This is a genomic window from Pseudomonas putida (assembly GCF_028682175.1).
Lineage (GTDB): Bacteria > Pseudomonadota > Gammaproteobacteria > Pseudomonadales > Pseudomonadaceae > Aquipseudomonas > Aquipseudomonas putida_AD.
The window spans coordinates 152,259-179,242 of record NZ_JANHKS010000006.1 but is presented as its reverse complement, the minus strand read 5'-3'; the positions used below and the strand labels follow the sequence as shown (position 1 = coordinate 179,242).

Below are 26,984 nucleotides of genomic sequence, written 5' to 3'. Positions count from 1 at the left end.
ATTTGGGCAACTGGAGCCAGCATGGCTGACCGTCACGACTACGTGGCCCTGGAGTGGGTCAAGGGCGAAATAGGCGAAACCCTCAAGCACGCCCGGCAGGCGCTGGACGCCTTTGTCGCGCGCCCCCATGACCCGTCGAGCCTGGAAGTCTGCCTGGATTTCATCCATCAGGTGCACGGCAGCCTGCAGATCATCGAGTTCTACGGCGCGGCCCTGTTCGCCGAGGAAATCGAGCAACTGGCGCTCGCCCTGCAACAAGGGCATGTGGCGCAGGAAGCTGAGGCCGTGCAGTTGCTCAACCAGGCGATGAGCCAGTTGCCGGTGTACCTGGACCGCGTGCATTCGGCCCGCCGTGACCTGCCGCTGGTGGTGCTGCCTTTGCTCAACGACCTGCGCAGCGCCCGTGGCGAGAGCCTGCTCACCGAAACCAGCCTGTTTGCCCCGCAACTGCTGTCGATTCCGGAACTGGGCGCCGATGCCCTGGCCGAGCGCGACAGCCCCGAGTTGCCTGCCAAACTGCGAAAATTGCGACACACCCTGCAAACTGCGCTGGTCGGGCTGCTGCGCGAGCAGGATGTGCAGACCCAGCTCGGTTACATGAGTAAAGTCTTCACCCGCCTCGAAACGCTGTGCAAGGGCGCGCCGCTCGAACCGTTGTGGCGCATCGCTTCGGCATTGTCCGAGACCATGGCCGACGGCAACTTCACCAACAGTCCGGCGCTGCGCAGTCTGTTCAAGGATGCCGACAAGGAACTCAAGCGCCTGCTGGAACAGGGCATTGCCGGCATCAACCAGCCGGCGCCGGACGAACTGCTGAAAAGCCTGCTGTTTTACATCGCAAAGTCAGACAGCCAGGCCCAGAGGATGATTGATTTGAAGGACGACTACGGGCTCGCCGAAGCCTTGCCGGAAAGCGCGCTGGTCGATGAAGAGCGCGCACGCATGGCCGGGCCGGACCGCGATGCGATGCGCTCGGTCATCATCGCCCTGTGCGACGAACTGGTGCGCACCAAGGAACGGCTCGACGTCTTCGTGCGCGGCGATCGCCAGCACGTCAGCGAACTCAACAGCCTGTTGCCGCCGCTGCGACAGATCGCCGACACCCTGGCGGTGCTGGGTTTCGGCCAGCCGCGCAAGGTCATCATCGATCAACTGACCGTGGTCCAGGGCATGGCTCAAGGGCAGCGCGAGCCCAGCGATCCGACACTGATGGACGTCGCCGGGGCCTTGCTCTACGTCGAGGCTACGCTGGCTGGCATGGCCGGGACGGTGGATCAGAGCAGCCCGGAAGAAAGCCGGTTGCCCACCACCGACCTGAGCCAGATTCACCAGTTGGTGATCAAGGAAACGCGGGTCGTGCTGCAACAGGCCAAGGACGTGATCGACGATTACTTCGATGATGGCCTTAACCGCGAGCGTCTGGCGCCGTTGTCTGCGCAACTGATTCAGGTGCGTGGCGCGCTGGCGATGATTCCCTTGGCCCGCGCCTCCAGCCTGCTGGCGGCGTGCAACGAGTACATCGTCACCCATTTGCTGGGCAGCGAGCAGAAGCCTGCGGTTTCCCAGCTGGATCATCTGGCCGATGTCATCATCGGCATCGAGTATTACCTCGAACGCATGGCCGAGGATCCGGAAGCGCCGGGCGAGCATGTGCTGGACCTGGCCCAGGAAAGCCTTGCCCGGCTGGGTTATTCGCCGGCCGCCGAAACCGTCGAAGTGCCAGTGCTGGAACAGGTCATCAGCGACGACGAGTTGAACGAACTGCATGACCGCCAGGCGCTGGTCAGCCCGAGCAAGAGCCTCGCCGAGGTGCTGGCCAGCCCCTTGTCGAAGGTCAACCCGCCGGCGCGGCACGTGCCCGCCAGCCTGCTGCCGCCGCCCAAGGACGAGCCGCCGGTGGACGACGAGCTGCGCGACGTCTTCCTTGAAGAAGCCGACGAGGTGCTCGAAGCGCTGCACGAATACCTGCCGCGCTGGCTGGCCGATGGCGAGAATTCCTCTGCCTTGAGTGAAATCCGCCGTGCATTCCACACCCTCAAGGGCAGTGGGCGCATGGTGCGGGCCCTGGTGCTGAGCGAGCTTTCCTGGGCGGTGGAAAACCTGCTCAACCGCGTGCTGGAACGCAGCGTCACGCCAGATGAACAGGTCCGGCAACTGCTGACAGACGTACAAACCCTATTGCCGGACGTGATCCGCGACTTTGCCGAAGACGTCCAGCGCCAGCGCGACGACGTTGACCTGCTGGCCGCTCGCGCTCACGCGCTGGCCCAGGGCGAACGGGTCGAGCCTGAGCCGGTGGCCACCAGGACAACTCCAGAGCCGAAAGACGAAGGCTTCGATCCGCAATTGCTGGAGATCTTCCGCCAGGAAGCCCAGACCCACCTCGACACCTTCACCCGCTATCTGGACATGAGCGAGGGCGACGAATCGCCCATTTTCAGCGACGAACTGCTGCGTGCGCTGCACACCCTCAAAGGCAGCGCCTACATGGCCGGCGTGCTGCCGATGGCAGAGCTGGCAACGCCGCTGGACACGCTGGTGCGCGAGTACAAGACCAACCAGATCGCCGTCGGCGCGCCGGAACTTGAGTTGTTGCGCCAGGCACCGCCATTGTTTTACCAAGGCCTGGCACAGCTGAGAATCGACCCGCTGATGCCGATCGAAGGGGCTTCGACGCTCATTTCTGACGCTCAAGCGTTGCTGGCGGCGCGCATGGCCGATGTCCTGAATGACGACAAGAACGGCCTGCGCAGTCGTCGCAATCCGCAGCTGCTGGCAAGTTTTCTGGCCGAAGGCATGGACATCCTGCTGGACGCCGAAAGCCTGCTCAAACGCTGGCGGCAACACCCCGGCGAGCGCCAGGAACTCAACGCACTGCTCGACGAGCTGACCATGCTCGGTCACGGTGCGCACATGGCCGATCTGCCTCAGGTGGACGAACTGTGCGAGGCGCTGCTGGACCTGTACGGCGCGGTGGAAGAGAGCAGCCTTGCGGTCAGCGAGCGGTTTTTCCATGAGGCGGAAAATGCCCATGAAGAACTGATCAACATGCTCGACCAGGTAGCGGCCGGGCAGCAGGTGCAGCCTTGTCCGCAACGTGTGCAGGCCCTGCGCGATCTGCTGGAAGAAGGGCTGGACCCCGATGCCATGGGCGTGATCAAGGGCAATGGCGGCCTGGCGACTGAGGTCACCGAGCTGAGCCAGGCCACCGACAGCCTCGCGAGCACGCAAGCGCCTCAGGATGGGCTGGATCAGGAAATCGTCGACATCTTCCTCGAAGAGGCCGTCGACATCCTCGAAGGCGCGGGCCAGGCCCTGCAACGCTGGCTGGCAGACCCGGACAATCCGTTGCCGCTGTCTTCCCTGCAGCGCGACCTGCACACCCTCAAGGGCGGTGCGCGGATGGCGGAAATCGGGCCGGTGGCCGATCTGGGCCACGAGCTGGAATCCCTCTACGAAGCGCTGACCGACAAGCGTTGCAGCTATTCGTCCCGGTTGGCCGACCTGCTGGTGGATAGCCACGACGCGTTGGCACTGATGCTCGAACAGTTGCAGAACCGGGCGCAACTGGCTGACCCGGAATCGCTGATCGCGGCGATTCGCGAGTTTCGCCAGAACAACTGTTATGTGCTGCCCCAGGAGGGCGAAGCGCGTAACGTCGGGTCGATGATCCAGCCGCTGGATGAGCGCGATCCCGAGTTGCTGGAAATCTTCCTCGAAGAAGCCGACGACATCATCGAAAGCTCCAGTGCCGCGCTGGTGCGCTGGCAGGCCGACCCGCAGAACACCGTCGAAGTGGAGAACCTGCTGCGCGACCTGCACACCCTCAAGGGCGGCGCGCGGATGGTCGAGATTGCGCCCATCGGTGACCTGGCCCACGAGCTTGAGTCGCTGTACGAGGGGCTTTCGAGCGGGTCGCTGAAGAACAGCGCCTTGCTCAACGGCCTGTTGCAAAGCGGCCACGACATGCTCGCCGACATGGTCGATGCGGTGCGCGGCTACGAGCCGTTGCCCAACCCCGCGTTGCTGATCGACAGCATTTCCCACTACTCGTCCTCGGGTGCGATTCAGGAGGTTGTCAGCAAACCGGTTGAAGAGCCGCTGGCCGTGGCGCCGCCTTTTTCCGAGCCTGCAACGCCTGCGGCAGATCCCGATGCCGAGCGCCCCGGACCTGAAATGGTCAAGGTGCCTGCCGAAGATCTGGAAGACCTGGTCAACCTGGCCGGGGAAACCTCGATCTTTCGTGGGCGCATCGAGCAGCAGGTCAGCGACGCACAGGTGACCCTGGCCGAAATGGAAACCACCATCGAACGGATGCGCGACCAACTGCGGCGTCTGGACATGGAAACCCAGGGCCGGATTCTCAGCCGCGACCGGCAGGCCGAGCAGATGGGCTATGAAGAATTCGACCCGCTGGAGATGGATCGCCATTCCCAGCTCCAGCAGCTGTCCCGGGCGCTGTTCGAGTCCGCCTCGGACCTGATGGACCTCAAGGAAACCCTCGACACCCGTGCCCACGAAGCCGAAACCCTGTTGCAGCAACAGGCGCGGGTGAACACCCAGCTTCAGGAAAACCTGATGCGCACGCGCATGGTGCCGTTCGAGCGAATGGTGCCGCGCTTGCGCCGGATCGTGCGGCAGGTGTCGAACGAGCTGAACAAGAAAGTCCGCTTCGATGTGATCAACGCCGAAGGCGAGATGGATCGCAACGTGCTGGAGCGCATGGTCGCGCCGCTGGAGCACATGCTGCGCAACGCCATCGACCACGGCCTTGAAACCGGCGAAAAACGCCAGGCCAAGGGCAAGCCGGAAACCGGCCACATCACCCTGAGCCTGGCCCACGAAGGCGGTGACATCGTCATCGAGATGAGCGACGACGGCGCGGGGGTCGACTTCGAAGCCGTTCGGCGCAAGGCGATCAAGCGTGGCCTGATCAGCCCGGATGCCGAACTGAGCGAGCACGACACCTTGCAGTTCATCCTGCAGGCGGGGTTTTCTACCGCTGAAACCATCACCCAGATTTCCGGGCGGGGCGTGGGGATGGACGTGGTGCACGCCGAGGTCAAGGAACTGGGCGGCTCGATGGTCATCGATTCGAAGTCGGGGCAGGGCGCGCGTTTCCGCATTCGCCTGCCGTTCTCGGTTTCGGTCAACCGCGCGTTGATGGTGCAATGCGGTGAAGAGCAGTACGCCGTGCCGCTGAACAGCATCGAAGGCATCGTGCGGGTTTTGCCCAGCGAGCTGGAGGCCTATTACCAGTCGGCGCCGCCGCGTTATCAATACGGCGAGCGCAGCTATGAATTGCGTTACCTGGGCGAACTGCTGAACAACGGCCAGCCGCCCCGGTTGATCGGCCAGACCCAACCGCTGCCGGTGCTGCTGGTGCATGTGCATGACCAGTGGGTGGCGGTGCAGGTGGATGCGCTGGCGGGCTCGCGGGAAATCGTGGTGAAGAATCTCGGGGCGCAGTTCGCGACGGTGCCGGGTGTGTCCGGCGCGACGATCCTGGGTGATGGCCGGGTGGTGCTGATTCTCGACCTGTTCGCCCATATCCGCCGCTTCCATTCGCGATTGCTGGCGCTGCACGTTTCCGGGCAGACGCCGACGCCCTATGTCGAGGCTGAACAGGCGCGACCTTTGCTGGTGATGGTGGTGGATGACTCGGTCACGGTGCGCAAGGTCACCGGGCGTTTGCTGGAGCGCAACGGCATGAACGTGGTGACCGCCAAGGACGGGGTCGATGCCATGGCCCTGCTGCAGGAACACACACCGGACGTCATGCTGCTGGACATCGAGATGCCGCGCATGGACGGCTTCGAGGTCGCCAGCAAGGTCCGCGCGGACGAATCGCTCAAACACCTGCCGATCATCATGATTACCTCGCGCTCCGGGCAGAAGCATCGTGACCGGGCCATGGCGCTCGGCGTGAACGACTACATGAGCAAGCCTTATCAAGAGGCGGCGTTGCTTGAGAGCATCGCCCACTGGAGCCAGGCCCATGTCTGACGGCACCACCCAGGCCGCGCGCCTGACCAGTCTCACCGGCTTGCTCATTCCCTTGAGCGATCGCAGTCTGCTGCTGCCCAACGTGGCTGTTGCCGAGCTGATCGACTATCAGGACAGCATCGCCGACCCTGCCGCGCCCCAGTGGTACCTGGGGCCGATCAACTGGCGCAACCGCAGCCTGCCGCTGCTGAGCTTCGAAGCCGCGTGCGGCAGCCGCGCCCGTGTGGGTGGCCGTGCACGGATCGTCGTCCTCAATGCACTGGGCGGGCGGCCGGACCTCAAGTTCATCGCGCTGCTGACCCAGGGCATCCCGCGCTCGTGCAAGCTCGACAATCAGTTGAGTTACGTCGATGTGCCGCTCAGCGAGCTTGAACTGGCGGCGGTACAAGTCGGGGATACCGTCGCCAAGGTGCCGGACCTGGTAGCGCTGGAGCAGCGGCTGGTGGATGCCGGGCTGGTGCAGGTGGCGGGGCTGGGGATCTAGCCGCTAACATTGCCTCTTTAGATTCGTACCGGTCACCATCATGGCCATCGCCGCCCCGCCCGATCTCACTGACACCGCCGTTCCCGTGCAACGGGTCTCGCGTACTTACCCTCGTGGCCTGTACATCGAGCCCCATGAGCATGAATGGGGGCAGGTCCTGTATGCGATGTCAGGCGTGATGTGGGTCGAGACGCCCAGCGAGGCGCTGGTCGTGCCTCCCCAGCGTGCGGTGTGGTTGCCGCCGGGTGTGCCCCACGGGATCCGCGTGGTTTCGGACCTTGAGATGCGCAATATCTACCTGCGCCCGGCGCTTGCGCAGACCCTGGAGCCGACGGTTCAGGTGCTGGAGGTAGCGCGTCTGCTGCGCGAGTTGATCGTCAATCTGGTGGCTGAAGAGGACAAGGATTCGGCCTACTACGAGGCGCTGGTCAATCTGGCGCTGCTGGAGCTTAAGCGCGCCCGACGTTCACTGCTCAAGGTGCCGATGCCTGACGAGAGCGACCGGCGGCTGATGAATGTCTGTCAGGCGGTGATGATCGAGCCTTCCATCGATGTGTCGTTCGAGCAGCATGCCGAGAATGCCGGGGCCAGCGTGCGGACCTTGTCGCGGCTGTTTCAGGGCGTGCTGGGCATGGGCTTCGCCGAGTGGCGCAGGCAGGTGCAACTGGCTACTGCGGTGGCCGAGATCATTCAGGGCGTTCCGGTCAGCACCATCGCCCGCTCCATGGGCTACTCGCCCAGCAGTTTCAGCGACATGTTCCGCCGCGAGCTGGGAATGGCGCCGACGCAGTACCCCGTTATCCTGGATACCCCGTAGCCGCTCGGCTTGCCGGCGTCGGCGCCTTCGAAATCGCCCCCGCCGGCAAGCCGTGCTGCTACGGAACGGTGGTTTTCCATAGGCCCGCGCTCCCGTAGCAGCCGGGCTTGCCCGCGGGATCGGTCCTGAGGCCGCTGACGCCGGCAAGCCGGACTGCTACGGGGCGGGTCTGTCCGAAATTCAGAAGCACTTGGCCGGTACGGTGCGCCGGCTCTGCATACACTCTGGTCATCGCCTTTGGCACCGGAGTTCATCATGAGCTACATCATTTCCCTCGCAATCGGCATTGCCGTCGGCCTGCTATACGGCGCGCTGGACTTCCGCTCACCCGCGCCGCCCCTGGTCGCGCTGGTGGGATTGCTGGGCATGCAGGCGGGCGAAAAGCTCTGGCCCATGGGCCGGCAGCTGGTTGCCAACCTGATTTCCTGACGCGAACCGTTTTTCTCTTCGGATGTGAACACCATGAAAGCACTGCAATTTTCCCGAACTGGCGATCTGGCTGCACTGGAAGTCGTCGATCTGCCCAAGCCGATCCCCGCCGAAGGCGAGGTCCTGGTGCAGATCAAGGCGGCGGGCCTGAACCCCAGCGATGTGAAAAACGTACTCGGCCGCTTCCCCTACACCACGCTGCCCCGCGTACCCGGCCGGGATTTCGCTGGCGTTGTGGTAGACGGCCCACAGGAACTGATCGGCAAGGAAGTCTGGGGCACGGGCAACCAGATCGGTTTCTCCCGCAACGGCTCCCATGCCGGTTACATCACCCTGTCGGCCAAGGGCGTGGCGCTCAAGCCCAAGTCCCTGAGCTTCGTGCAGGCCGCCAGCCTGGGTGTGCCTTACACCACGGCCTGGGATGCACTGGAGCGCAGCGGCGTGAATGCCGATACGCGCCTGCTGGTGATCGGTGCCAACGGCGCGGTTGGCAGCGCGGCCATCGCCCTGGCCAAAGTGCGCGGGGCCAAGGTACTGGCGGCGGTGCGCCGTCCGGAGCAGGTCGCGGCGCTTCAAGAGCAGGGCTTCGAGGCCATTCTGCTGGGCAAGCCTGAAGACCTGTCGGCCCAGGTCGGCGAGGTGTTCGCCGGCGGCGCAGACGTGATCTTCGACACCACCGGTTTCTGGCTGCCGCCATCGGTGCAGGCGCTGGCGCCTTTCGGCCGTATCGCGATCATCGCAGCGCCCGTGGATGGTCATGTGCAGTTGCCGGCGCTGGCGCTGTATCGCAAGGGTGGCTCGGTGGTGGGGATCAACTCGCTGCTGTACAGCGTCGAAGCCTGTGCGCGGATGCTGGAGCAGTTCGGCGCGCTGTTCGACGAGGGATCGTTGCCGCTGCCGACAGATTTGATCGAGGTCTCGCTGCAGCATGGGCTGGCGAGTTATGCAGAGGTGAATCAGGGCAGCACGGACAAGGTGATTCTGCTGCCTTGATCGACATGAACGGCGCGGGCGTCCTCGTCGTATCACATACCTGTAGGAGTGAGCTTGCTCGCGATGGCGTCTGTTCTGACACCCCTGGGTGACTGGTCTGACGCTGTCGCGGGCAAGCGCGCTCCTACAGGACCGGGTGCGCTGTTCAGCGCACCGGCAAGCCTTTCGTGTACTGCGCTTCGACCCTGTCTATCGTCCCGTCTTTCTCCAGCGTATCAATCGCGGCCCTGAGCCGGCTGACCATCTGCGGATCGCAATCCTTCGAACACGCCAGATACAGGTTGGCAGTCATCACCACGCGGCTCATGACCAGCGGGCGATCAGTCAGCTGTTGCCAGATATAACGGCTCTCCGGCACCCCGTTGAACCACGCATCGACCCTTCCCTTGAGCAGCATCTGCGCGGGGTTCTCGCCGATTTTCAGCGGGTAGATCTGCGAGTCGGCGAAGCCTTCCTCGCGCAACCGGGTTTCCTGCGCGGTGCCGATGCCCACCGCGATCAGCCTGAAAGTCTTCCTGGCCTCATCGAAGCTCTCCACCCGACGATCCAGGCTGAAAAAGGCTCGGTCCATCGTCAGAATCGGCGCGATCCAGGTGTAGTTGGCTTCCCGGCTCTGATTGCGGGTCAGCGGGGCGATCAGCAGGTCCTTGCCCTGGCTGACTTCCCGTTGCGCGCGGGGCCAGGGAGGTGAAAGCGCATTGGCCGAGTACCCTGCCGATGCCATGGCTTTAAGGGCGATATCGCCGACGATGCCATGTTTATCGCCCACGGTCAGCATGGTCAGGGGAGGGGCTTCAGGGACATACAGGTCAACCGATGGCGCGGCACAGGTAATCGACGACCACGCCAGGAGCGCCCGAATCGCGACGCGGGTACAGCAGGAAATCCGTTTCATGGCAGCCAGGCAAAGTGGTATCAGGTCTTGTTGTGTTCATTAGTGTAGCGCCCGCTCATTTCCCAGCCGCATTCGAGCAGCATGTCGATCCAGTCCTCGTAGGAATCGTCGACATCGAGCAGGTTCATGAACTGATCCTCGATATGGCAGCGGAACGTCTGTTCCTCGACGTTCCACTCCACATCGCGGATACGCCAGGCGCGCTGGTCCGGCAACTGAATGTTCAGGCCGTGGAACGGGACGAACGGCAACTCGACCTCATACAGAAGCTTGGACCACTCTGAGGAGATCTCGGGGGTCTGGTGGGTCCAGACATATTTGATCAATCGGACGTTATGCACGGTAGGGCCTTCTCTCGTGTTGCGGGTTGCGGGTCGGATCGCCGGCTCAAGATGGCGAAACCCCGTCAGACATGCCTATACGTTACTCGATGGTGACGTACTCGGGGAGGGGGCGTGGCCCCCAATCTGTCGGCATCGCTGCAAACACAGGCGATGCGCGCTGCCCAAGACTCAGACAAGCCTGCCTTGCAAGGTTCCCTGCGACGGTTTGCGTGTATTCTTGGCCCCGCGTTGTCAGCCAGCTTCGTTATCGAGAGTGCCTGCATGCTGCACAAAAACCTCATTCGCCGCCTCGACCTGATTACCCTGAAACTCTTCGTTGCGGTGTATGAAGAAGGCACGCTCACCCGCGCCGCAGCCCGCGAGGCCATTGCCGTGTCGGCGGCGAGCAAGCGCCTGATGGAGCTGGAAGAGGTGTTGGGCATCGGCCTGTTCCTGCGCAACGCCAAGGGCATGACCCTGACGGCTGCCGGCGAGACGTTGCTGCACCACGCCCGGCGCATGCTCTCGGACCTCGAGAAAATGGGGCTTGAGCTCGACGAGCACCTGCAAGGCATGCGCGGCTACGTGCGCATGTTGGCGAACCTTTCGGCGATCATCCAGTTCCTGCCCGAAGACCTGCACGATTTCACCACCCACCACGAACGGGTCAAGGTTGACCTCGAAGAGCGGCCCAGCACCGGCGTGGTCCAGGGCCTGATCGACGGCGTGGCCGACATCGGCATCTGTTCCGAAGACACCGACGTGCAAGGCCTGTACAGCGTGCCCTACCGCCGGGACCAACTGGTGGTGGTGATGCGGGCCGACCATCCGCTGGCGAGCCTGAAACAGGTGGCCTTCGAAGACACCCTGGGCAGCGACTACATCGGCTTGCACGCCGCCAGCTCGATCAACATGCGCACCCATACCGCCGCCCGATCTCACGGCAGGCCGTTGCGCGTGCGTATCCATGTGCCGGGATTCGACGCCATGTGCCGGATGGTCCAGGCCAATATGGGCATCGGCGTGCTGCCGCGCAAGGCGTTCGAATTGCTGGGCGTGCCACTGGGTCTGACGGCCGTGTCCCTGAGCGACTCGTGGGCGCAACGCACGTTGATTCTAGTGGTGCGGGACAAGGATGCGCTTTCACCGGTCAGCACCCTGCTGTTCGAGCATCTCCAGCGCCACGCGACCTAGCGTTCGCGTTTCGCGAACGACACTTGCCAACAAACGGTTGGATTTGCCGAACGCCGGTCCTCTAGTCTTGGTTCAAATTCCAAGAAACACTTGAGGTATCCGCTATGACAGGCCCCCTGAACGGTGTGCGCGTGATTGAAATCGGCACACTGATCGCCGCGCCCTTCGCTGCACGCCTGATGGGCGAGTTCGGCGCCGAGGTGATCAAGATCGAATCGATGGGGCAGGGCGATCCTCTTCGTAAATGGCGAAAGCTGCATGAAGGCACTTCGCTGTGGTGGTACCTGCAGTCGCGCAACAAGAAATCCCTTTCGCTGAACCTCAAGTCACCTGAAGGCATCGCCATCGTCAAACGCCTGGCCGAGAGCGCTGACGTGCTGATTGAAAACCTGCGTCCGGGCGCTCTTGAAAAGCTGGGCCTGGGCTGGGATGTCCTGCATGCCCTGAATCCAAAACTGACGCTGGTACGTATCTCCGGCTACGGCCAGTCCGGCCCTTATCGCGACCGTCCCGGCTTTGGCGCCATCGGCGAGGCCATGGGCGGCATTCGCTACACCACCGGCACCCCCGGTTCGCCACCGGCGCGAGTGGGCGTCAGCCTGGGTGACTCGCTGGCGTCGATGCACGCAGTCATGGGTGCGCTGATGTCGCTGCTGCGGGTGAAAACCGGGCAGGGCGACGGGCAGATCGTCGATGTATCGCTGGTCGAAAGCGTGTTCAACCTGATGGAAAGCCTGGTGCCGGAGTACGACATGCTCGGCCACGTTCGCGAGCGCACCGGTGGCGCCCTGCCGGGCATCGCGCCGTCAAACACCTACCCGACTGGCGACGGTGCCTATGTGGTGATCGCCGGCAACAGCGACCCGATCTTCAAGCGCCTGATGCACGCCATCGGCCGCCCTGACCTGGCCGAAGCGCCGGAATTCGCGCAGAACGATGGCCGCGCCGCACAGAGCGACATGCTCGATGCCACCATCAGCGCCTGGTCGTCCAGCCTGCCGATCGATGAAGTGTTGCAGGTGCTGGAGCAGGCCGAAGTGCCGTCCGGGCGCATCTATAACGTGGCCGACATAGTGGCGGACCCGCACTATCAGGCCCGCGAGATGATTCTGGATGCGCAGCTGCCGGGCGGCGCCAGCGTCAAGATGCCGGGCATCGTGCCCAAACTCTCAGAAACGCCGGGCTCGGTGAACTGGCAAGGGCCCGCACTGGGCCAGCACACCGACAGCGTACTGGGCGATCTGGGGCTGACCGGCGCCGATATCGCGCAACTCAAATCCCAAGGGGTGGTGCAATGATTACCGATTTTTCCGAACGCCTGATCGTTCAGGAAGTTTCCCCCAGGGACGGCTTGCAGATCGAGCCGACCTGGGTCGAGACCGCTGACAAGATCGCGTTGATCGATGAGCTTTCTCTGGCCGGTTTCAGCCGCATCGAGGCCGGTTCTTTTGTTTCGCCCAAGGCCATTCCGGCCCTGCGCGACGGTGACGAAGTGTTCCGTGGCATCCGTCGCCATCCGGGCGTGATCTACGTGGCGCTGATTCCCAACCTGCGCGGCGCGCAGCGGGCCATCGAGGCCGCTGCAGACGAACTGAACCTGGTGATGTCGGCCAGCCAGACTCATAACCTTGCGAACATGCGCATGCGTTGCGAGCAGTCGCTGGCAGCCTTTGCCGACGTGGTGTCGTTTGCGGCGGGCTCGTCGGTCAGCCTCAACGGTTCGATTGCCACCACCTTCGGCTGCCCCTTCGAAGGCAAGATCGACGAAGACCGCGTGCTGCAGATCGTCGATGCGTATCTGGAGCTGGGCATGCAGGGCATTTCCCTGGCGGACACCACCGGCATGGCCAACCCGCGTCAGGTCCATCGCCTGGTGCAGCGCGTGTTGACGCGCATTCCGGCCTCGGCGCTGACCCTGCATTTCCACAACACCCGAGGCCTTGGGCTGAGCAACGTGCTGGCTGCTTATGAGGCTGGCGCACGGCGTTTCGATGCGTCCTTGGGTGGCCTGGGTGGCTGTCCGTTCGCGCCGGGGGCTTCGGGGAATATCTGCACCGAGGACCTGGTGAACATGTGCGAGGAGATGGGCATCGAGACCGGCATCGACTTGCCGCACCTGTTGAACATGTCCCGGCGCCTGCCAGCGCTGCTGGGCCATGAAATGCCAGGGCAAGTGGCCAAGGCCGGGCGCAACTGCGACCTGCATCCCACCCCCGAGAATCTGCCGGTTTGAACCCGTAGCAGCACGGCTTGCCGGCGGGAGCGGTGTGTCAGTCGAAACATGTGTCACAGACACACCGCCCCGCCGGCAAGCCGTGCTGCTACGGGGGCCAGTGTTTAACAAAAACGAACGAACACGCCTTGCTGCGCGTTCGTCCAGACAACAAAAACAATCGGGCTCCCCCTGGGAAGTCCAACTGGAGTCACCGTTATGTCTATCTCTGTTCTGAACCCGAACAGCAGCCTCGCCGAGGTTGTGAGTGCCGAAAAGGCGTTGATCCGCAAGGTCGCGTGGCGCCTGATGCCGCTGATCATGGTCTGCTACCTGTTTGCGTTCTTCGATCGCATCAACATCAGCTTCGCCAAATTCCAGTTGCAGACCGACCTGAGCCTGAGCGACACCGCCTACGGACTAGGCGCGAGTCTGTTCGTGATCGGCTACGTGCTGTTCGAAGTGCCCAGCAACATCATGCTGTACAAGGTCGGCGCCCGGCGCTGGATCGCGCGCATCATGATTTCCTGGGGCGTGGCGACGGCCCTGATGGTGTTCGTCAACGCCGAATGGCAGTTCTATGCCCTGCGCTTCATCATCGGCGCCATGGAAGCCGGTTTCGCACCGGGCGTGCTGTTTTATCTGACACTCTGGTTCCCGCAAACCTACCGTGGCCGTATCACCTCGATTCTGTTCCTGGCCTCGGCGTTCGCCGGCCTGCTGGGCGCGCCGATCTCCGGCCTGGTACTAGGGCACATGGATGGCGTCATGCAGATGCGCGGCTGGCACTGGCTGTTCCTGCTGGGCGGCCTGCCGTGCATCGCCCTGGGTTTCGCCGTGCTGACCATCCTCAAGGACCGCATCAGCGATGCGCACTGGCTGAGCGAGTCCGAGAAGACTTATCTGGCCAGCCGCATCGCCCAACATGAACCCAACCAGCACGGCTCGCTGCTGACCGCGCTGAAAATGCCAGGCTTCCTGATGCTCGGCCTGATCTACTTCCTGATCCAGGTGGCGTCCTACGGCCTGAACTTCTGGGCTCCGCAGCTGATTCGCAGCGCCGGCGTCGAAAGCCCGGTCATGATCGGCCTGCTCACCGCCATCCCGTACATCTGCGGCGCCATCAGCATGGTTGTCATCGGCCGTCTGTCCGACGCCAGCGGCGAACGTCGCAAGTTCGTCTGCGGCCTGACCATCCTCGGCGCCATCGGGTTCTTCTGCGCCGGCATCTTCGCCCAGCACACCAGCATGCTGATCCTGTCCCTGGCCATGCTCGGTGGCGGCATCGTTGCCTCCATCCCGGCATTCTGGACCCTGCCGCCCAAATTGCTGGCCGGCGCAGGCGCAGGTGCTGCCGGGGGCATCGCCCTTATCAACACCCTGGGTCAGTTCGGCGGCATCGTCAGCCCGGTCATGGTCGGCCGCATCAAAGACATGACCGGCAGCACCACCCCGGCGCTCTACGTGATCGGTGTCACCACCGTCATCGCCGCCGCGTTGCTGCTGTGGGCCCTGCCGGAGAAGCTGCGCACGCTGGACAAGAACCAGCACTGAGTTTCGCCACAACCCACCCGCTGACGGAGCCACAGCATTCGTCGGCGGGTGGGTCGTGGCGTTTCTAACCCTCCACCAGCCGATTCGAATACATCCTGCACTCCGCCAGCAACGCCAGCAGGTTCGGGTCGCGTTCGCGGGCCTTGAGGAAGACCAGGCCGATGTGTTGCTGCATGTGGTAGCGGGCTTGCAGCGGGATCAGGCGGACGCGGTTTTCGTAGACGGCGGCGATGCGGCCGGGAAGCAGGGCGTAGCCTACGCCTGAGCTGACCATGCTCAGCAGGGTGAAGATGTCGTTGACCTGCATCGCCACCTTGGGCTCGAAGCCGGCCTGCTGGAACACCCGCATGCCGTCGCGGTGGGTGGCGAAGCCTTGGGTGAGGGTGATGAAGGTGGCTTCGCGCAGGTCGCTCAGGTCCACTTCGCTTTGCTGGGCGAACGGCGAGTCGGCGGGGGTGGCGAGAAATATGTCGTCGGAAAACAGCGGCAACTGCTCGCAATCCGGATCATTCACGCTCTCGTTGAGCGACACCAGGATCGCATCCACTTCCATGTTTTTCAGCTTGTAGAACAGATCGATGTTCGAGCCCAGGATCAGGTCGATGTTGAGTTCGCTGCGGCGGATCTTCAGGCCCATGATCAGCTGCGGCACGGTCTTGACCGTCAGCGAGTAGAGCGCCCCAAGCTTGAAGCGCGCTGCGGAGAAGCCCGCCGCCTGGCGCGTCTGTTCGACAGTGGCGAGCACTTCCTGGACGATTTTCTGCGCGCGCTCTTCCAGCACATAGGCACTTTCAAGGGGCGTCAGGTTGCGGCCTTCGTGCTTGAACAGCGGGCAGCGCAGGGCGCTCTCCAGCGAGTGGATGGCGCGGTGCACGCTCACGGTGCTGGTCTGCAACTCCGAAGCGGCCCGGGCCAGGTTGCCGGTGCGCATGAAGGCCAGGAAGATTTCCAGCTTCTTGAGGGTCAGCTCTTCGTCGATCTGCATCGTGTCTTCCGCTGCTGATTCTTGTTGTGCATGCGCTCGATTGTGCCGAAGTCGCAGGCGTCCGGCTGCATTAAATTCTCATCTTCACTGACACATGCGTTGCACTTTGGCGTCATAAGCTTGAGCCTTGAGCTTCTGAGGCGTCACTAGAGAGGTCCGTTACGGATGTATTACGGAGAAAAATTCAATGCCTGGACCCACCTGGTCGGTGCGGTGCTGGCGTCCGTCGGTGCGGTGTGGCTGCTGGTGATCGCGAGCCTTGCCGGTGACGTGTGGAAGATTGTCAGTGTGGCGGTGTATGGCGTGGCGCTGGTGCTGCTGTACAGCGCCTCGACGGTGTATCACAGCGTGCGCGGGCGGGCGAAGGTCATCATGCAAAAGGTCGATCACTTGTCGATCTATTTGCTGATTGCCGGCAGCTACACGCCGTTTTGCCTGGTCACCCTGCGCGGCCCGTGGGGCTGGACGCTGTTCGGGATTGTCTGGGGACTGGCGGTGATCGGCATGCTGCAGGAGATCAAGCCGCGTTCGGAGGCGCGGGTGATGTCGATTGTGATCTACGCAGTCATGGGCTGGATCGTGCTGGTGGCGGTCAAGCCGCTGATGGCAGCGCTGGGCACCGCCGGTTTTACCTGGCTGGCGCTGGGTGGGGTGCTGTACACGGTGGGGATTATTTTCTTTGCGTATGACAAGCGATTCCGGCATTGGCACGGGATCTGGCATCTGTTCGTGATCGCCGGGAGTCTGCTGCATTTTGTGGCGATCACGTGGTATGTGCTCTGAGCTACACAGCCACCCGTAGCAGCACGGCTTGCCGGCGGGGGCGGTGTGTCAGCCAATGATGAGTTGACTGACACACCGCTCCCGCCGGCAAGCCGTGCTGCTACGGGGCGAGGAGAATAGATAAAATTTTGGGTTGGTTCCGAAAGAAATTTTCCCTTAGAAATCCCCCCACAACTGCTGCGCGACGCTCAGGGCCACGACCGGAGCGGTTTCGGTGCGCAGCACCCGCGGGCCGAGGCGGGCGGCGTGGAAGCCGGCGTCCTGGGCCTGATCCACCTCGGCATCGTTCAAGCCGCCTTCGGGCCCGATCAAAAACGCCAGGCTTGCAGGTTTGGCATGACTGACCAACGGCTCGGCCACCGGATGCAGCACCAGTTTCAGGTCCGCTTCGGTGCTTTTGAGCCAGTCGGCAAGGGTGACCGGCGGGTTGACCACCGGCACCACCGAGCGCCCGCACTGCTCGCACGCGCTGATCGCGATCTGCTGCCAGTGGGCCTGACGCTTTTCCGCCCGCTCATCTTTTAACCGTACTTCGCAGCGTTCGCTGATGATCGGGGTGATCTGCGTGACGCCAAGTTCGGTGGCTTTCTGAATCGCCCAGTCCATGCGCTCGCCGCGAGACAGGCCCTGGCCCAGGTGGATCTGCAGGGGCGATTCCGCCATCCCCGCAAAGCTCTCGGTCACCTGCACGCGCACCTGTTTCTTGCCGACCTCGGTGAGCGTTGCGCGAAACTCCGTCCCGGAGCCGTCGAACAGCTGCACGGCATCGCCCACAGCCATGCGCAGCACCCGACCGATGTAGTGCGCCTGGGCTTCTGGCAGTTCGTGCTCGCCGATGCTCAGGGGGGCGTCGATGAAAAAGCGGGAGAGTCTCATGGTTGTTTCTCTGCAAAGGTGTTGTGTTCGGCGCAGCCCCTGTAGGAGTGAGCTTGCTCGCGATAGCGGTTGTTCAGTCAACACAACGTGGCTGACACGCCGCATCGCGAGCAAGCTCACTCCTACAGGATTAATTGATGGCCCCCAACGCGGAGCGTGGAAACCATCATCATTCGTGTGGGCTGTCAGCCCGGATCACGGAAGTCCGGGTGGAAATTCTCCCGCACCGCCACGCTGACGCTGCTGCGGGTCGCGATGTCGATGCCTTCGCTCGCCACTTCGGCCAGGAAGTCGATCTGCTCCGGGGTGATGACGTAGGGCGGCAGGAAGTACACCACGCTGCCCAGCGGACGCAGCAGCGCGCCACGGGTCAGGGCGTGTTCGAAGACTTTCAGGCCGCGTCGCTCCTGCCAGGGGTAAGCCGTCTTGCTGGCCTTGTCCTGGACCATCTCGATGGCAACGGCCATCCCGGTCTGCCGCACTTCGGCGACGTTGGGGTGATCGGCCAGGTGCGCCGTCGCGGTCTTCATGCGCTGGGCCAGCGCCTTGTTGTTCTCGATGACGTTGTCCTGCTCGAAGATGTCCAGCGTCGCCAGCGCCGCCGCACAGGCCAGCGGGTTGCCGGTGTAGCTGTGGGAGTGCAGGAAGGCGCGCAGGGTCGGGTATTCGTCGTAGAAGGCGTCGTAGACGTCATCGGTGGTGATGCACGCCGCAAGCGGCAGGTAGCCCCCGGTCAGCGCCTTGGACAGGCACAGGAAGTCAGGACGTATGCCGGCCTGCTCGCAGGCGAACATGGTGCCGGTGCGACCGAAGCCTACTGCGATTTCGTCGTGGATCAGGTGCACGCCATAGCGATCACAGGCCTCGCGCAGCAGCTTGAGGTAGATCGGATCGTACATGCGCATGCCGCCAGCGCCCTGGATCAGCGGCTCGATGATGACGGCGGCGATGGTGTCGTGATGCTCGGCCAGGGTCTGTTCCATCACCGCGAACATGGTGCTGGTGTGCTCTTCCCAGCTCACGCCTTCCGGGCGGTGATAGCAGTCGGGGCTCGGCACCTTGATGGTGTCCATCAGCAGCGCTTTGTAGGTTTCAGTGAACAGCGGTACATCGCCTACCGACATCGCCGCGACGGTTTCGCCGTGGTAGCTGTTGGTCAGGGTCACGAAGCGTTTCTTGGCCGGCTTGCCGCGATTGAGCCAGTAGTGAAAGCTCATTTTCAGCGCGACTTCGATGCAGGACGAACCGTTATCGGCGTAGAAGCACCGCGTCAGCCCTTCCGGCGTCATCGCCACCAGGCGCTCCGACAGCTCGATCACCGGCTGATGGCTGAAGCCTGCCAGGATCACGTGTTCCAGCTGATCGACCTGATCCTTGATGCGCTGGTTGATGCGCGGGTTGGCGTGGCCGAACACGTTGACCCACCAGGAACTGACCGCGTCCAGGTAACGCTTGCCCTCGAAATCTTCGAGCCACACGCCTTCGCCGCGCTTGATCGGGATCAGCGGCAGCTTTTCGTGGTCTTTCATCTGGGTGCAGGGGTGCCACAGGACTTTCAAGTCGCGTTGCATCCACTGATCGTTGAGGCCCATCTTTAATCTCCCGGTGACGACTCGCATGACGCGAGGGCAAACAATCGCGCAAGCCTATGCAATGCGCCGGACAGGGACAACCTTTAGCGTATTTTCAAACGCTTGGCTGACGCCAGAAATCGGCCCTGCGCGCAGTGCTGGCGGGCCTTTCACGGCTGGCGTATCCTTCGCGCTCTTTGAAGGCGCGAACAAGAAAATCCGCCCCTTCCCTCGTTTTATTCCGGAGTTCGCTAAATGCTTTCTGGTTGGCTGCGCGCCTGTGCGCTGGTGATGGTTGGGCTGGTCAGCGCGCACGCGCAGGCTGTGGATAAGCCGCATACGGCGATTGTCGTCGGGGGTGGCCTGGCAGGCCTGACGGCGGCTTATGAGCTGCAGAACAAGGGCTGGCAAGTCACCCTGCTGGAAGCCAAACCCGCGGTTGGCGGTCGTTCGGGCCTTGCGGGCAGCGAGTGGATCGGCAACACCAAGGCGCAACCGGTGCTCAACCAGTACCTGGAGCGCTTCAAGCTCAAACCCGTGCCTGCGCCAGAGTTCGTGCGCACACCGGGTTACCTGATCGAAGGCGAGTACTTCAGCGCCGCCGATCTTGCGACCAAACAACCAGCCACTGCCGAAGCCATCAAGCGCTACGAAGCTGCGCTGGACGACATGGCCCGTTCGATCACCGATCCCGAAAACCCGGCGGCCAACAGCACGCTGTTCGCGCTGGATCAGATCAACGTCGCCAACTGGCTGGATCGCCTGAACCTGCCGCCGACTGCGCGTCAGCTCATCAACCAGCAGATTCGTACCCGTTACGACGAGCCTTCGCGCCTCTCGCTGTTGTATTTCGCACAGCAGTCGCGGGTCAATCGCAACGTCGAGGATCGTGACCGCCGTGCAGCACGCCTGCCGGGCGGCAGTGCGGTGCTGGCTGAAGAGTTCGTCAAACAGCTGAAAGTCATCAAGACCAACTCGCCGGTATCGGCCATCAACCAGGACAAGGACGGCGTGACCGTCAAGGTCGGCGCGGTAGGCTATGAAGCCGAGTACGTGGTACTGGCCGTGCCATTGCGCGCGCTGAGCAAGATTCAGCTGACCCCGGCGCTGGACGCCCAGCATCAGGGCGCGATCAAGAGCACCAACTACGGCTGGCATGACCAGATCATGCTCAAGTTCAAGACGCCGGTGTGGGACAGCAAGGCGCGCATGTCCGGTGAAATCTACAGCAACACCGGCCTCGGCATGCTGTGGATCGAGCCTGCCCTGAAGGGCGGTGCCAACGCGGTCATCAACCTGTCCGGCGACAACGCCCGCATCATGCAGGCCTTTGGCGACAAGCAGATGGTGGACCAGGTGCTGATTCGCCTGCATGCGTTCTACCCGCAGGCCCGTGGCGCGTTTACCGGTTATGAAATCCGTCGCTCCAGCGTCGATCCTTCCACGGGCGGTGCCTACCTGGCGTTTGGTCCGGGGCAGATCAGCAAATACTGGCGCCTGTGGGAAAAGCCGCTGCAGCGCATTGCGTTCGCCGGTGAGCACACCGACGCCCTGTACCCAGGCACGCTGGAGGGCGCATTGCGCACCGGTCAGCGCGCTGCCGGGCAGGTTCAGGACCTAGCGGCCGGCAAGTCTTTCGAGCCTGTGAAAGTTGCGCCACCGAAAGCGCCTGACGCAGCACCGAAGGAAAGCGGCGGCGGCATTGGCGGCTTCTTCTCGAACATGTTTGGTGGTTCCAAGCCTGAAGCCAAACCGGCCGAGAAGGCACCAGAGCCTGCTCCAGCACCGGCCCCTGCGCCTGCACCAGCACCAGCACCAGCACCAGCACCAGTGACTCCGCCGCCTGCGCCTGCGGTCGAGCCGGCCAAGCCTGCGGTGGTTGAGCCTGCGAAAAAGGCCCCGGCCAAGAAAGAACCGGCCAAGAAGGAGCCTGTGAAAAAGGCTCCGGCCAAGCCTGCCACGACCCACAAGGCACCGGCCAAGACTGACGCCGCGAAAAAGGCGCCAGCCAAGGCTGCGACCGACAAGGCGGCTCCGGCAACGGACAGCAAGAACTGATCGCTGAGTGCTGGCAATGAGAAAGGCGCGGTTTGAGGCCGCGCCTTTTTTTTCGCCTGGCGAATAAGCCCAGCGTCTAGAGTGTTGTTATTGATGAGGTTCGGACCTGACGCCGAATCGTAGCAGCATGGCTTGCCAGCGGGGGCGGCAGTGAGATCGCTCCCGCCGGCAAGCCGTGCTGCTACGAGGGGAATGTTAGCTACGACCGTAACGTTGCGTTAATCGGCCATGGAGAAAAATATGACGGGATTTTCCCATCGTATTTTCTGATGTTTCAAAGCGAAATTTTGCGCTTTCTTTCGATAGGTAAACCGCTAGTCTTTCTCGCAGCTTCAAGGGCTGCTTTTACAGGATCTCTACCATGCAGTTACGCAACTCTTCTTCTCGCTATGGCTGGGTCAGCATTGTTCTGCACTGGGGCGTGGCGCTGACGGTTTTCGGGTTGTTCGCGCTGGGCTTGTGGATGGTCGGGCTCGGTTACTACGACACCTGGCGCAAGGCGGGTCCTGATCTGCACAAGAGCATCGGGATCACGCTGTTTCTGTTCATGCTGATCCGTGTGGTCTGGCGTTTCGTCAGCCCGCCACCGCCGCCTCCGGCCAACCATAGCCGGTTCGTGCGGGTCGCGGCGACACTGGGGCACGCGTTCCTGTATCTGGACCTGTTCCTGGTGATGTTTGCCGGATACCTGATTTCCACCGCAGAAGGTGTCGGTATCCCGGTGTTCGGACTGTTTGAAGTGCCTGCGCTGATCAGCGGACTGCCCGACCAGGCGGACGTTGCTGGCGAAGTGCACCTGTACCTGGCCTGGACCCTGGTGATCTTCGCTGTACTTCATGGCCTGGCCGCCCTCAAGCATCACTTCATCGACCGTGATGCGACGCTTATTCGTATGCTTGGCCGCAAGGCCTGACGCTTCTCAACTGAACCATAGGAAGACGACGTATGTTGAAAAAGACACTTGCTGCACTGGCCATCGGTTCCGCGCTGCTGTCGGCAGGCCAGGCAATGGCGGCTGACTACACCATCGATAAAGAAGGCCAGCACGCCTTCATCGACTTCACCATCAGCCACCTGGGCTACAGCTTCATCCACGGTACCTTCAAGGACTGGACCGGTAACTTCAGCTTCGATGCTGCCAAGCCTGAAGACAGCAAGATCAGCATCGACATCAAGACCGCCAGCGTCGACACCAACCACGCCGAGCGTAACAAGCACATCAGCAGCAAGGACTTCCTGGACGTCGCTACCTACCCTGACGCCAAGTTCGTCTCCACCAAGGTCACCAACGTTGGCAAGAACGCCGATGGCAAGACCACTGCTGACGTAGAAGGCGACCTGACCCTGCACGGCGTGACCAAGCCGGTCGTGATCAAGGCCACCTTCAACGGCGAAGGCAAGGACCCATGGGGCGGCTACCGCGCTGGCTTCAACGGCACCACTTCGATCAAGCGTTCGGATTTCGGCAAGATGATGGACCTGGGTCCAGCGTCTGACGTCGTCAACTTCGAAATCTCGTTCGAAGGCGTCAAAGCCAAGTAACACCGTTTTATACGGAAACAAAAACGCCCCGAACCAGTCGGGGCGTTTTCGTTTCTGCCTGAGGGCTTAGCCTTCGCGGTTACGCGTCAGCAAGGCCGGCTTTTCACCGCGCGGGCGGCTTGGCAGTTGGTCGAGCAGTTCGGCGGACGGGAAACGGTCAACCTTGGACTCTTTGTGCATGATCTTCGGACCAGGCTGGCCATCGCGAGGGCCGCGAACGGCTGGCTCTTGGCGCGCAGGCTGATCGTCACGGGCCGGGCGGCGGTTGCGTGGCTGATCTTCGCGACGGCCTTGGCCTGTGCGAGAACCGCCGCGTTTTTCGCCTGAACCGGTGCTGGCGCCACCACCCGAACGAGCACCACCCGAGGTGCTGCCGTTCGAAGCGCTGCCACCACGCGGGTTGCTGCGACCCTGGCCCTGACCCCGTGGAGCAGGCGCGGTGCCGGTGGCCGGAGCGCCCGGACGACGGCCGCGGCCTTGCTGGTTCTTGCCCTGGTAGGGGCTGACGTAGTCGGCGCGGTTGCCGAAGTTGTCGACTTCGTCGTCCAGGAACTCTTCCGGATCGCGATTGGCGCGTGGGGCCGGTTGTGGCTGGGCCTGACGCGCTTCGCCGGATGGCGTGCCCTGACGCGGCTTCTGCCGGCGCTGCTGGTTGCGTGCAGGACGCTCGCCTTCGGAGGCGGCTGCGGCAGCCGGTTTTTCCTTGTCCTTGCCCTTGTCTTTGCCTTTGTCCTTGCGACCGCCACCACCGCCGCCGCCGTTAGGACCGTCGCCACGCGGGCCACGACCGTTGCGCGGGTTGCGCACGTCCGGGCGTTCGCGCACTTCAGGCTTTTCCGCTTCGACCGAGTTGATGTCGAAGCCCATCAGATCGCCGTCGGCGATCTTCTGCCTGGTCATGCGCTCAATGCTCTTGAGCAGCTTCTCTTCGTCCGGCGCGACCAGCGAGATCGCCTCGCCGCTGCGGCCAGCACGGCCGGTACGACCGATGCGGTGCACGTAGTCTTCGTCGACGTTAGGCAGTTCGAAGTTGACCACGTGAGGCAGTTGGTCGATGTCCAGGCCACGGGCGGCGATGTCGGTCGCGACCATGATGCGCACGGTGCCGGCCTTGAAATCGGCCAGGGCCTTGGTGCGGGCGTTCTGGCTCTTGTTGCCGTGGATCGCGACGGCGCTCAGGCCGTGCTTGTCCAGGTACTCGGCCAGGCGGTTGGCGCCGTGCTTGGTGCGGGTGAAGACCAGCACCTGTTCCCACGCGCCCTGGGTGATCAGGTGCGCCAGCAGCGAACGCTTGTGGTTGGCCGGCAGGCGGAAGACGCGTTGTTCGATGCGCTCGACCGTGGTGTTCGGCGGCGTGACTTCGATGCGCTCCGGGTCATGCAGCAGCTTGCCTGCAAGAGCGGTGATGTCGGCCGAGAAAGTGGCCGAGAACAGCAGGTTCTGACGCTTGGCCGGGAGGCGCGCGAGGACTTTCTTCACATCGTGAACGAAGCCCATGTCGAGCATGCGGTCGGCTTCGTCCAGGACCAGGATTTCAACGTGGGACAGATCGACGCTGCCCTGGCCTGCCAGGTCCAGCAGGCGGCCGGGGCAGGCGACCAGAACGTCGACGCCACGGGACATGGCCTGCACCTGCGGGTTCATGCCGACGCCGCCGAAAATGCAGGCGCTGACGAACTTCAGGTTCTTGGCGTAGATCTTGAAGCTGTCGTGGACCTGGGCTGCAAGTTCACGGGTTGGGGTCAGGACCAGTACGCGCGGTTGGCGCGGGCCGTGACGCTGGGATTTGTCCGGGTGACCGTTGGGGAACAGGCGCTCCAGGATGGGGAGAGCGAAACCACCGGTTTTACCAGTACCTGTCTGTGCGGCGACCATCAGATCGCGGCCTTGCAACACGGCGGGGATAGCCCGCTGTTGCACTGGCGTAGGCTGGGAATAGCCAGCCGCCTCGATGGCGCTGACTAAAGCCTCGGAGAGACCGAGGGAAGCAAAGGACATGAGTAATCCTGTCTTAAGTTGGGGCAATGGGCCCGAATAGAAGTGAGGTGCTCGCGCGAAAAAGAGTTCGAAGGGCGCAGTCCCGGGGTCTGTAAGTTCAACTCGGGGCAGGGCGCGGGTGAAAGAAAATGCGCTGCTGACGTGTTCGAGAAGTCTTCTGTGAGACCGAGCATCCGGGCGTGAGCCTGGCGGGATCGCGGGAGTATAACAGAGCAATCACAACTCGCTGCGTTCGTGCTGCTCAACGGTTTTATCATGCCCGTCGGCCGTTTGCGTGGTTGCCGGGGCCGGCGGCAGCTCCCCGGTGTAACGCGCCACCAGCTCGGCATAGGCCGGCTCGCGCTTGAAACGCTTGAGTTCGGCGCCGAAGCGCTGCACCAGCAGATCCATGCCGACGTTGCGCCGCACCGCCAGGTACAGGTCCTGGCGGGCAATCACGTTGGGCACTTCGCTGATCTCGTCGCGCAGCTTGAGCTTGTCGATCATCTGTTGGCCAACCAGGCGCTCGGTCACCACCAGATCGACGCGGCCACGGGCCAGTTTGCCGAAGTTGGCCTCGTGGGTGGGCGCCGGCTCCCGGATGAACAGGGTCGAGGCGTCGAATTCCGGGCTGTACTGGTAGCCGGGGGATACCCCGACGGTCAACCCGGTCAGGTCCTCCATGCGCTCGAACCGGTGCGGACGGGCCTTGGCCTGGAACAGCACCCAGTTGATCTCGGACAGCGGCTCGTTCGGGTACAGCAGCAGGTTATCGCGTTCGGGCAGCTTGAGAATGTCCAGCACGCCGTCGGCTTCACCCTGCTCAAGCATCAACAGGCAACGCTTCCAGGGCAGGAACTGCCACTGCACGTCGATCCCCAGGCGCTTGAAGACGATGGTGGTCATCTCGTAGTCCAGCCCCGACGCCTCCTGGCCATCGACCATCACATAGGGCGCCCAGGGTTCGGTGACAAGACGCAGCCTTTCGCCCAGAGCGGTGAAGCTCAGGCAGACGAGAAGGGCGGCGCATAGCAGTCGCAGGTTCAGGGGCATGGCGCGAGAGTACGATGCTCGCCCGCCAAATAGAAGGGGCGGCGCAAGAGATCGCTCGCGCCGCCTGCGGTCGATCAGGCCGAGCGCTGCACCTTGACCAGATGCTGGTAGATGGCGGTACGCCGACGGCCAAGCAGCCTGCGCACTGCCCAGTGCTCCAGCCATTGCTGGAGCTGCGCTGGCGGGATGGGGCCCTGCATCCGTCGTTCGGCGTTGCTGAAGGCCTTTTCCCACCAGACGGCGGAGCAGGCGCGATCGAATTCGTTCGGGTACTCACAGCAGCCGTACAGCACCTCACGCACGAACTGGCGCTGCGGCTGTGGCACCGCGAGGGTCGCGCTCTTGTACACCAGGCGCTGCCAGGTACCGGGCCGCGGCAACTGTGCCGAGACATTGCCGGTGTCGTGCAGGGCCTGGGCGCTGAGCGGAGCGTGGCCATGCTTGCCCAGCCAGGCGCGAACCTTGGCGCGAAACAGCTGCTTGCGGCTCCAGTAATGGTGGATCAGGTCGGTGCACTGATCGACTTTCAGCGAGCGGTAGGCGGCAACGCCCAGGCAGAATTCCTCCAGCGTGTAGGCGCCGGGGGTGATGGGGAAGAACTCGTCCATCAATGCGATGGAGCTGTCGAGCAGCGCCATGTCCTGATGTGTGAGCCCGATCACGCCGGAGTTCACCAGCGACATTTCATCATCGGCCAGGCCACGCTGCGCCAGGGTTTCGGCCAGTGCGGTGTAGAGGATGGTGCCCTTGCAATCGGCATAGCGCAGTTGAAAGGCGTTGCACAGCAGCGTGCCTGGCTGAACCCGTTCGAACAGCGCCATGGGGCTTGCGTGGAAGAAGGTGTCGGTGTCGATCAGGATCGCTTTTTCCGACTCCTGCAGCACCATGCGCGCAACGACATGTTTGCAGCGGAAGTGATAATGGTGCGGCCCGCTCCACTGGCGGCGCATCTCGGCATCGATGGCGCGTACGCGCACCGGCAGATGACGATAGGGTTCTGGGTTGTCGCTGAAGACTTGAATGTCGAAGGGACGCTCGGTTGTATCACCGGCTTTTGCCAGGGCACTCGCAATGCTGAAGACTGCTTCCTGGTGGTAGGTGTCGGCACCGAATACCAGGTAGACCAGCTGCGGGCGGGAAGAGATGTTATTGAATGAAGTCAACTGCTTGGATATCCGTCTCGGTCAGGCACTGGCAGGCCATGTACTATCAGCCTGCCGTGCGAACATTAC

Annotated in this window: 21 protein-coding genes; 13 read left to right on the top strand and 8 right to left on the bottom strand. The window is 63.0% G+C overall.

Going from position 1 to position 26,984, the window contains the following annotated elements; translation table 11 throughout:
- The first annotated feature begins 21 nt into the window (after positions 1 to 21).
- The 5 genes from NPS29_RS07185 (at position 22) to NPS29_RS07165 (ending at position 8,729) form a co-directional block, all read left to right on the top strand.
- Complete coding sequence (locus tag NPS29_RS07185) at positions 22 to 6,006, top strand: Hpt domain-containing protein (protein WP_274131635.1); 5,985 nt, start codon at positions 22 to 24, stop codon at positions 6,004 to 6,006.
- Positions 5,999 to 6,490, top strand: a complete 492-nt coding sequence (locus tag NPS29_RS07180) for a chemotaxis protein CheW (RefSeq protein ID WP_274131634.1) — start codon at positions 5,999 to 6,001, stop codon at positions 6,488 to 6,490. The genes NPS29_RS07185 and NPS29_RS07180 overlap by 8 nt, the downstream gene beginning before the upstream one ends.
- 40 nt (positions 6,491 to 6,530) lie before the next feature.
- Positions 6,531 to 7,307 carry an AraC family transcriptional regulator gene (locus NPS29_RS07175; protein WP_274131633.1) on the top strand — a complete coding sequence of 259 codons (777 nt, stop codon included), beginning with the start codon at positions 6,531 to 6,533 and terminating at the stop codon, positions 7,305 to 7,307.
- Positions 7,308 to 7,562: 255 nt separating this feature from the next.
- A complete protein-coding gene (locus NPS29_RS07170) occupies positions 7,563 to 7,736 on the top strand; it encodes a DUF1427 family protein (protein WP_081564875.1) in 174 nt (57 codons plus the stop codon).
- Positions 7,737 to 7,769: 33 nt separating this feature from the next.
- Positions 7,770 to 8,729 (top strand): quinone oxidoreductase family protein, encoded by a 960-nt coding sequence (locus NPS29_RS07165; protein WP_274131632.1) that lies wholly within the window; start codon positions 7,770 to 7,772, stop codon positions 8,727 to 8,729.
- A 145-nt stretch (positions 8,730 to 8,874) separates the two neighbouring features.
- Here the strand turns inward: NPS29_RS07165 and NPS29_RS07160 are convergent, their stop codons facing one another.
- Together NPS29_RS07160 and NPS29_RS07155 are read right to left on the bottom strand one after the other, a co-directional pair.
- On the bottom strand, positions 8,875 to 9,624 hold the full coding sequence (locus tag NPS29_RS07160) for a substrate-binding periplasmic protein (protein ID WP_274131631.1): 750 nt from the start codon (positions 9,622 to 9,624) through the stop codon (positions 8,875 to 8,877).
- A gap of 20 nt (positions 9,625 to 9,644) precedes the next feature.
- The gene (locus NPS29_RS07155; RefSeq protein WP_274131630.1) at positions 9,645 to 9,965 is read right to left on the bottom strand and encodes a hypothetical protein; all 321 of its coding nucleotides are present in this window, start codon (positions 9,963 to 9,965) and stop codon (positions 9,645 to 9,647) included.
- Positions 9,966 to 10,229: 264 nt separating this feature from the next.
- On the opposite strand from NPS29_RS07155, the gene NPS29_RS07150 reads away from it, so the two are divergent.
- The 4 genes from NPS29_RS07150 (at position 10,230) to NPS29_RS07135 (ending at position 14,907) form a co-directional block, all read left to right on the top strand.
- Positions 10,230 to 11,141 carry a LysR family transcriptional regulator gene (locus NPS29_RS07150; RefSeq protein WP_274131629.1) on the top strand — a complete coding sequence of 304 codons (912 nt, stop codon included), beginning with the start codon at positions 10,230 to 10,232 and terminating at the stop codon, positions 11,139 to 11,141.
- A gap of 104 nt (positions 11,142 to 11,245) precedes the next feature.
- Positions 11,246 to 12,439 (top strand): CaiB/BaiF CoA transferase family protein, encoded by a 1,194-nt coding sequence (locus tag NPS29_RS07145; protein WP_274131628.1) that lies wholly within the window; start codon positions 11,246 to 11,248, stop codon positions 12,437 to 12,439.
- Complete coding sequence (locus tag NPS29_RS07140) at positions 12,436 to 13,374, top strand: hydroxymethylglutaryl-CoA lyase (protein ID WP_274131627.1); 939 nt, start codon at positions 12,436 to 12,438, stop codon at positions 13,372 to 13,374. The genes NPS29_RS07145 and NPS29_RS07140 overlap by 4 nt, the downstream gene beginning before the upstream one ends.
- Before the next feature lie 198 nt (positions 13,375 to 13,572).
- Positions 13,573 to 14,907, top strand: coding sequence for an MFS transporter (locus NPS29_RS07135; RefSeq protein WP_274131626.1), 1,335 nt, complete (start codon positions 13,573 to 13,575; stop codon positions 14,905 to 14,907).
- 64 nt (positions 14,908 to 14,971) lie between these two features.
- On the opposite strand, the gene NPS29_RS07130 is transcribed toward NPS29_RS07135, so the two are convergent.
- Positions 14,972 to 15,892, bottom strand: coding sequence for a LysR family transcriptional regulator (locus tag NPS29_RS07130; RefSeq protein ID WP_274131625.1), 921 nt, complete (start codon positions 15,890 to 15,892; stop codon positions 14,972 to 14,974).
- A gap of 165 nt (positions 15,893 to 16,057) precedes the next feature.
- On the opposite strand from NPS29_RS07130, the gene trhA reads away from it, so the two are divergent.
- Positions 16,058 to 16,675, top strand: coding sequence for a PAQR family membrane homeostasis protein TrhA (gene trhA, locus NPS29_RS07125; RefSeq protein WP_274131624.1), 618 nt, complete (start codon positions 16,058 to 16,060; stop codon positions 16,673 to 16,675).
- A gap of 156 nt (positions 16,676 to 16,831) precedes the next feature.
- Here the strand turns inward: trhA and NPS29_RS07120 are convergent, their stop codons facing one another.
- Together NPS29_RS07120 and NPS29_RS07115 are read right to left on the bottom strand one after the other, a co-directional pair.
- A complete protein-coding gene (locus NPS29_RS07120) occupies positions 16,832 to 17,551 on the bottom strand; it encodes a 16S rRNA (uracil(1498)-N(3))-methyltransferase (RefSeq protein ID WP_274131623.1) in 720 nt (239 codons plus the stop codon).
- Between the two features lie 185 nt (positions 17,552 to 17,736).
- On the bottom strand, positions 17,737 to 19,143 hold the full coding sequence (locus NPS29_RS07115) for an adenosylmethionine--8-amino-7-oxononanoate transaminase (RefSeq protein WP_274131622.1): 1,407 nt from the start codon (positions 19,141 to 19,143) through the stop codon (positions 17,737 to 17,739).
- Between the two features lie 234 nt (positions 19,144 to 19,377).
- Here NPS29_RS07115 and NPS29_RS07110 point away from each other — a divergent pair, with 234 nt between their 5' ends.
- From NPS29_RS07110 to NPS29_RS07100, 3 genes are all read left to right on the top strand, one after another.
- Positions 19,378 to 21,180 carry a flavin monoamine oxidase family protein gene (locus NPS29_RS07110; protein ID WP_274131621.1) on the top strand — a complete coding sequence of 601 codons (1,803 nt, stop codon included), beginning with the start codon at positions 19,378 to 19,380 and terminating at the stop codon, positions 21,178 to 21,180.
- Positions 21,181 to 21,541: 361 nt separating this feature from the next.
- The gene (locus NPS29_RS07105) at positions 21,542 to 22,093 is read left to right on the top strand and encodes a cytochrome b (protein ID WP_274131620.1); all 552 of its coding nucleotides are present in this window, start codon (positions 21,542 to 21,544) and stop codon (positions 22,091 to 22,093) included.
- Positions 22,094 to 22,125: 32 nt separating this feature from the next.
- Positions 22,126 to 22,722 carry a YceI family protein gene (locus tag NPS29_RS07100; protein ID WP_274131619.1) on the top strand — a complete coding sequence of 199 codons (597 nt, stop codon included), beginning with the start codon at positions 22,126 to 22,128 and terminating at the stop codon, positions 22,720 to 22,722.
- Between the two features lie 66 nt (positions 22,723 to 22,788).
- Here the strand turns inward: NPS29_RS07100 and NPS29_RS07095 are convergent, their stop codons facing one another.
- From NPS29_RS07095 to NPS29_RS07085, 3 genes are all read right to left on the bottom strand, one after another.
- Positions 22,789 to 24,720 carry a DEAD/DEAH box helicase gene (locus NPS29_RS07095; protein WP_274131618.1) on the bottom strand — a complete coding sequence of 644 codons (1,932 nt, stop codon included), beginning with the start codon at positions 24,718 to 24,720 and terminating at the stop codon, positions 22,789 to 22,791.
- Between the two features lie 216 nt (positions 24,721 to 24,936).
- Complete coding sequence (locus NPS29_RS07090; protein ID WP_274131617.1) at positions 24,937 to 25,752, bottom strand: substrate-binding periplasmic protein; 816 nt, start codon at positions 25,750 to 25,752, stop codon at positions 24,937 to 24,939.
- A 74-nt stretch (positions 25,753 to 25,826) separates the two neighbouring features.
- A complete protein-coding gene (locus NPS29_RS07085) occupies positions 25,827 to 26,915 on the bottom strand; it encodes a hypothetical protein (protein ID WP_274131616.1) in 1,089 nt (362 codons plus the stop codon).
- Positions 26,916 to 26,984: the final 69 nt, after the last annotated feature.

Excerpts from the sequence above, each read along its gene's own strand:
- NPS29_RS07185 (WP_274131635.1), top strand. The coding sequence starts at position 22 with ATGGCTGACCGTCACGACTACGTGGCCCTGGAGTGGGTCAAGGGCGAA.
- NPS29_RS07180 (WP_274131634.1), top strand. The coding sequence starts at position 5,999 with ATGTCTGACGGCACCACCCAGGCCGCGCGCCTGACCAGTCTCACCGGC.
- NPS29_RS07175 (WP_274131633.1), top strand. The coding sequence starts at position 6,531 with ATGGCCATCGCCGCCCCGCCCGATCTCACTGACACCGCCGTTCCCGTG.
- NPS29_RS07170 (WP_081564875.1), top strand. The coding sequence starts at position 7,563 with ATGAGCTACATCATTTCCCTCGCAATCGGCATTGCCGTCGGCCTGCTA.
- NPS29_RS07165 (WP_274131632.1), top strand. The coding sequence starts at position 7,770 with ATGAAAGCACTGCAATTTTCCCGAACTGGCGATCTGGCTGCACTGGAA.
- NPS29_RS07160 (WP_274131631.1), bottom strand. The coding sequence starts at position 9,624 with ATGAAACGGATTTCCTGCTGTACCCGCGTCGCGATTCGGGCGCTCCTG.
- NPS29_RS07150 (WP_274131629.1), top strand. The coding sequence starts at position 10,230 with ATGCTGCACAAAAACCTCATTCGCCGCCTCGACCTGATTACCCTGAAA.
- NPS29_RS07145 (WP_274131628.1), top strand. The coding sequence starts at position 11,246 with ATGACAGGCCCCCTGAACGGTGTGCGCGTGATTGAAATCGGCACACTG.
- NPS29_RS07140 (WP_274131627.1), top strand. The coding sequence starts at position 12,436 with ATGATTACCGATTTTTCCGAACGCCTGATCGTTCAGGAAGTTTCCCCC.
- NPS29_RS07135 (WP_274131626.1), top strand. The coding sequence starts at position 13,573 with ATGTCTATCTCTGTTCTGAACCCGAACAGCAGCCTCGCCGAGGTTGTG.
- NPS29_RS07130 (WP_274131625.1), bottom strand. The coding sequence starts at position 15,892 with ATGCAGATCGACGAAGAGCTGACCCTCAAGAAGCTGGAAATCTTCCTG.
- trhA (WP_274131624.1), top strand. The coding sequence starts at position 16,058 with ATGTATTACGGAGAAAAATTCAATGCCTGGACCCACCTGGTCGGTGCG.
- NPS29_RS07120 (WP_274131623.1), bottom strand. The coding sequence starts at position 17,551 with ATGAGACTCTCCCGCTTTTTCATCGACGCCCCCCTGAGCATCGGCGAG.
- NPS29_RS07115 (WP_274131622.1), bottom strand. The coding sequence starts at position 19,143 with ATGGGCCTCAACGATCAGTGGATGCAACGCGACTTGAAAGTCCTGTGG.
- NPS29_RS07110 (WP_274131621.1), top strand. The coding sequence starts at position 19,378 with ATGCTTTCTGGTTGGCTGCGCGCCTGTGCGCTGGTGATGGTTGGGCTG.
- NPS29_RS07105 (WP_274131620.1), top strand. The coding sequence starts at position 21,542 with ATGCAGTTACGCAACTCTTCTTCTCGCTATGGCTGGGTCAGCATTGTT.
- NPS29_RS07100 (WP_274131619.1), top strand. The coding sequence starts at position 22,126 with ATGTTGAAAAAGACACTTGCTGCACTGGCCATCGGTTCCGCGCTGCTG.
- NPS29_RS07095 (WP_274131618.1), bottom strand. The coding sequence starts at position 24,720 with ATGTCCTTTGCTTCCCTCGGTCTCTCCGAGGCTTTAGTCAGCGCCATC.
- NPS29_RS07090 (WP_274131617.1), bottom strand. The coding sequence starts at position 25,752 with ATGCCCCTGAACCTGCGACTGCTATGCGCCGCCCTTCTCGTCTGCCTG.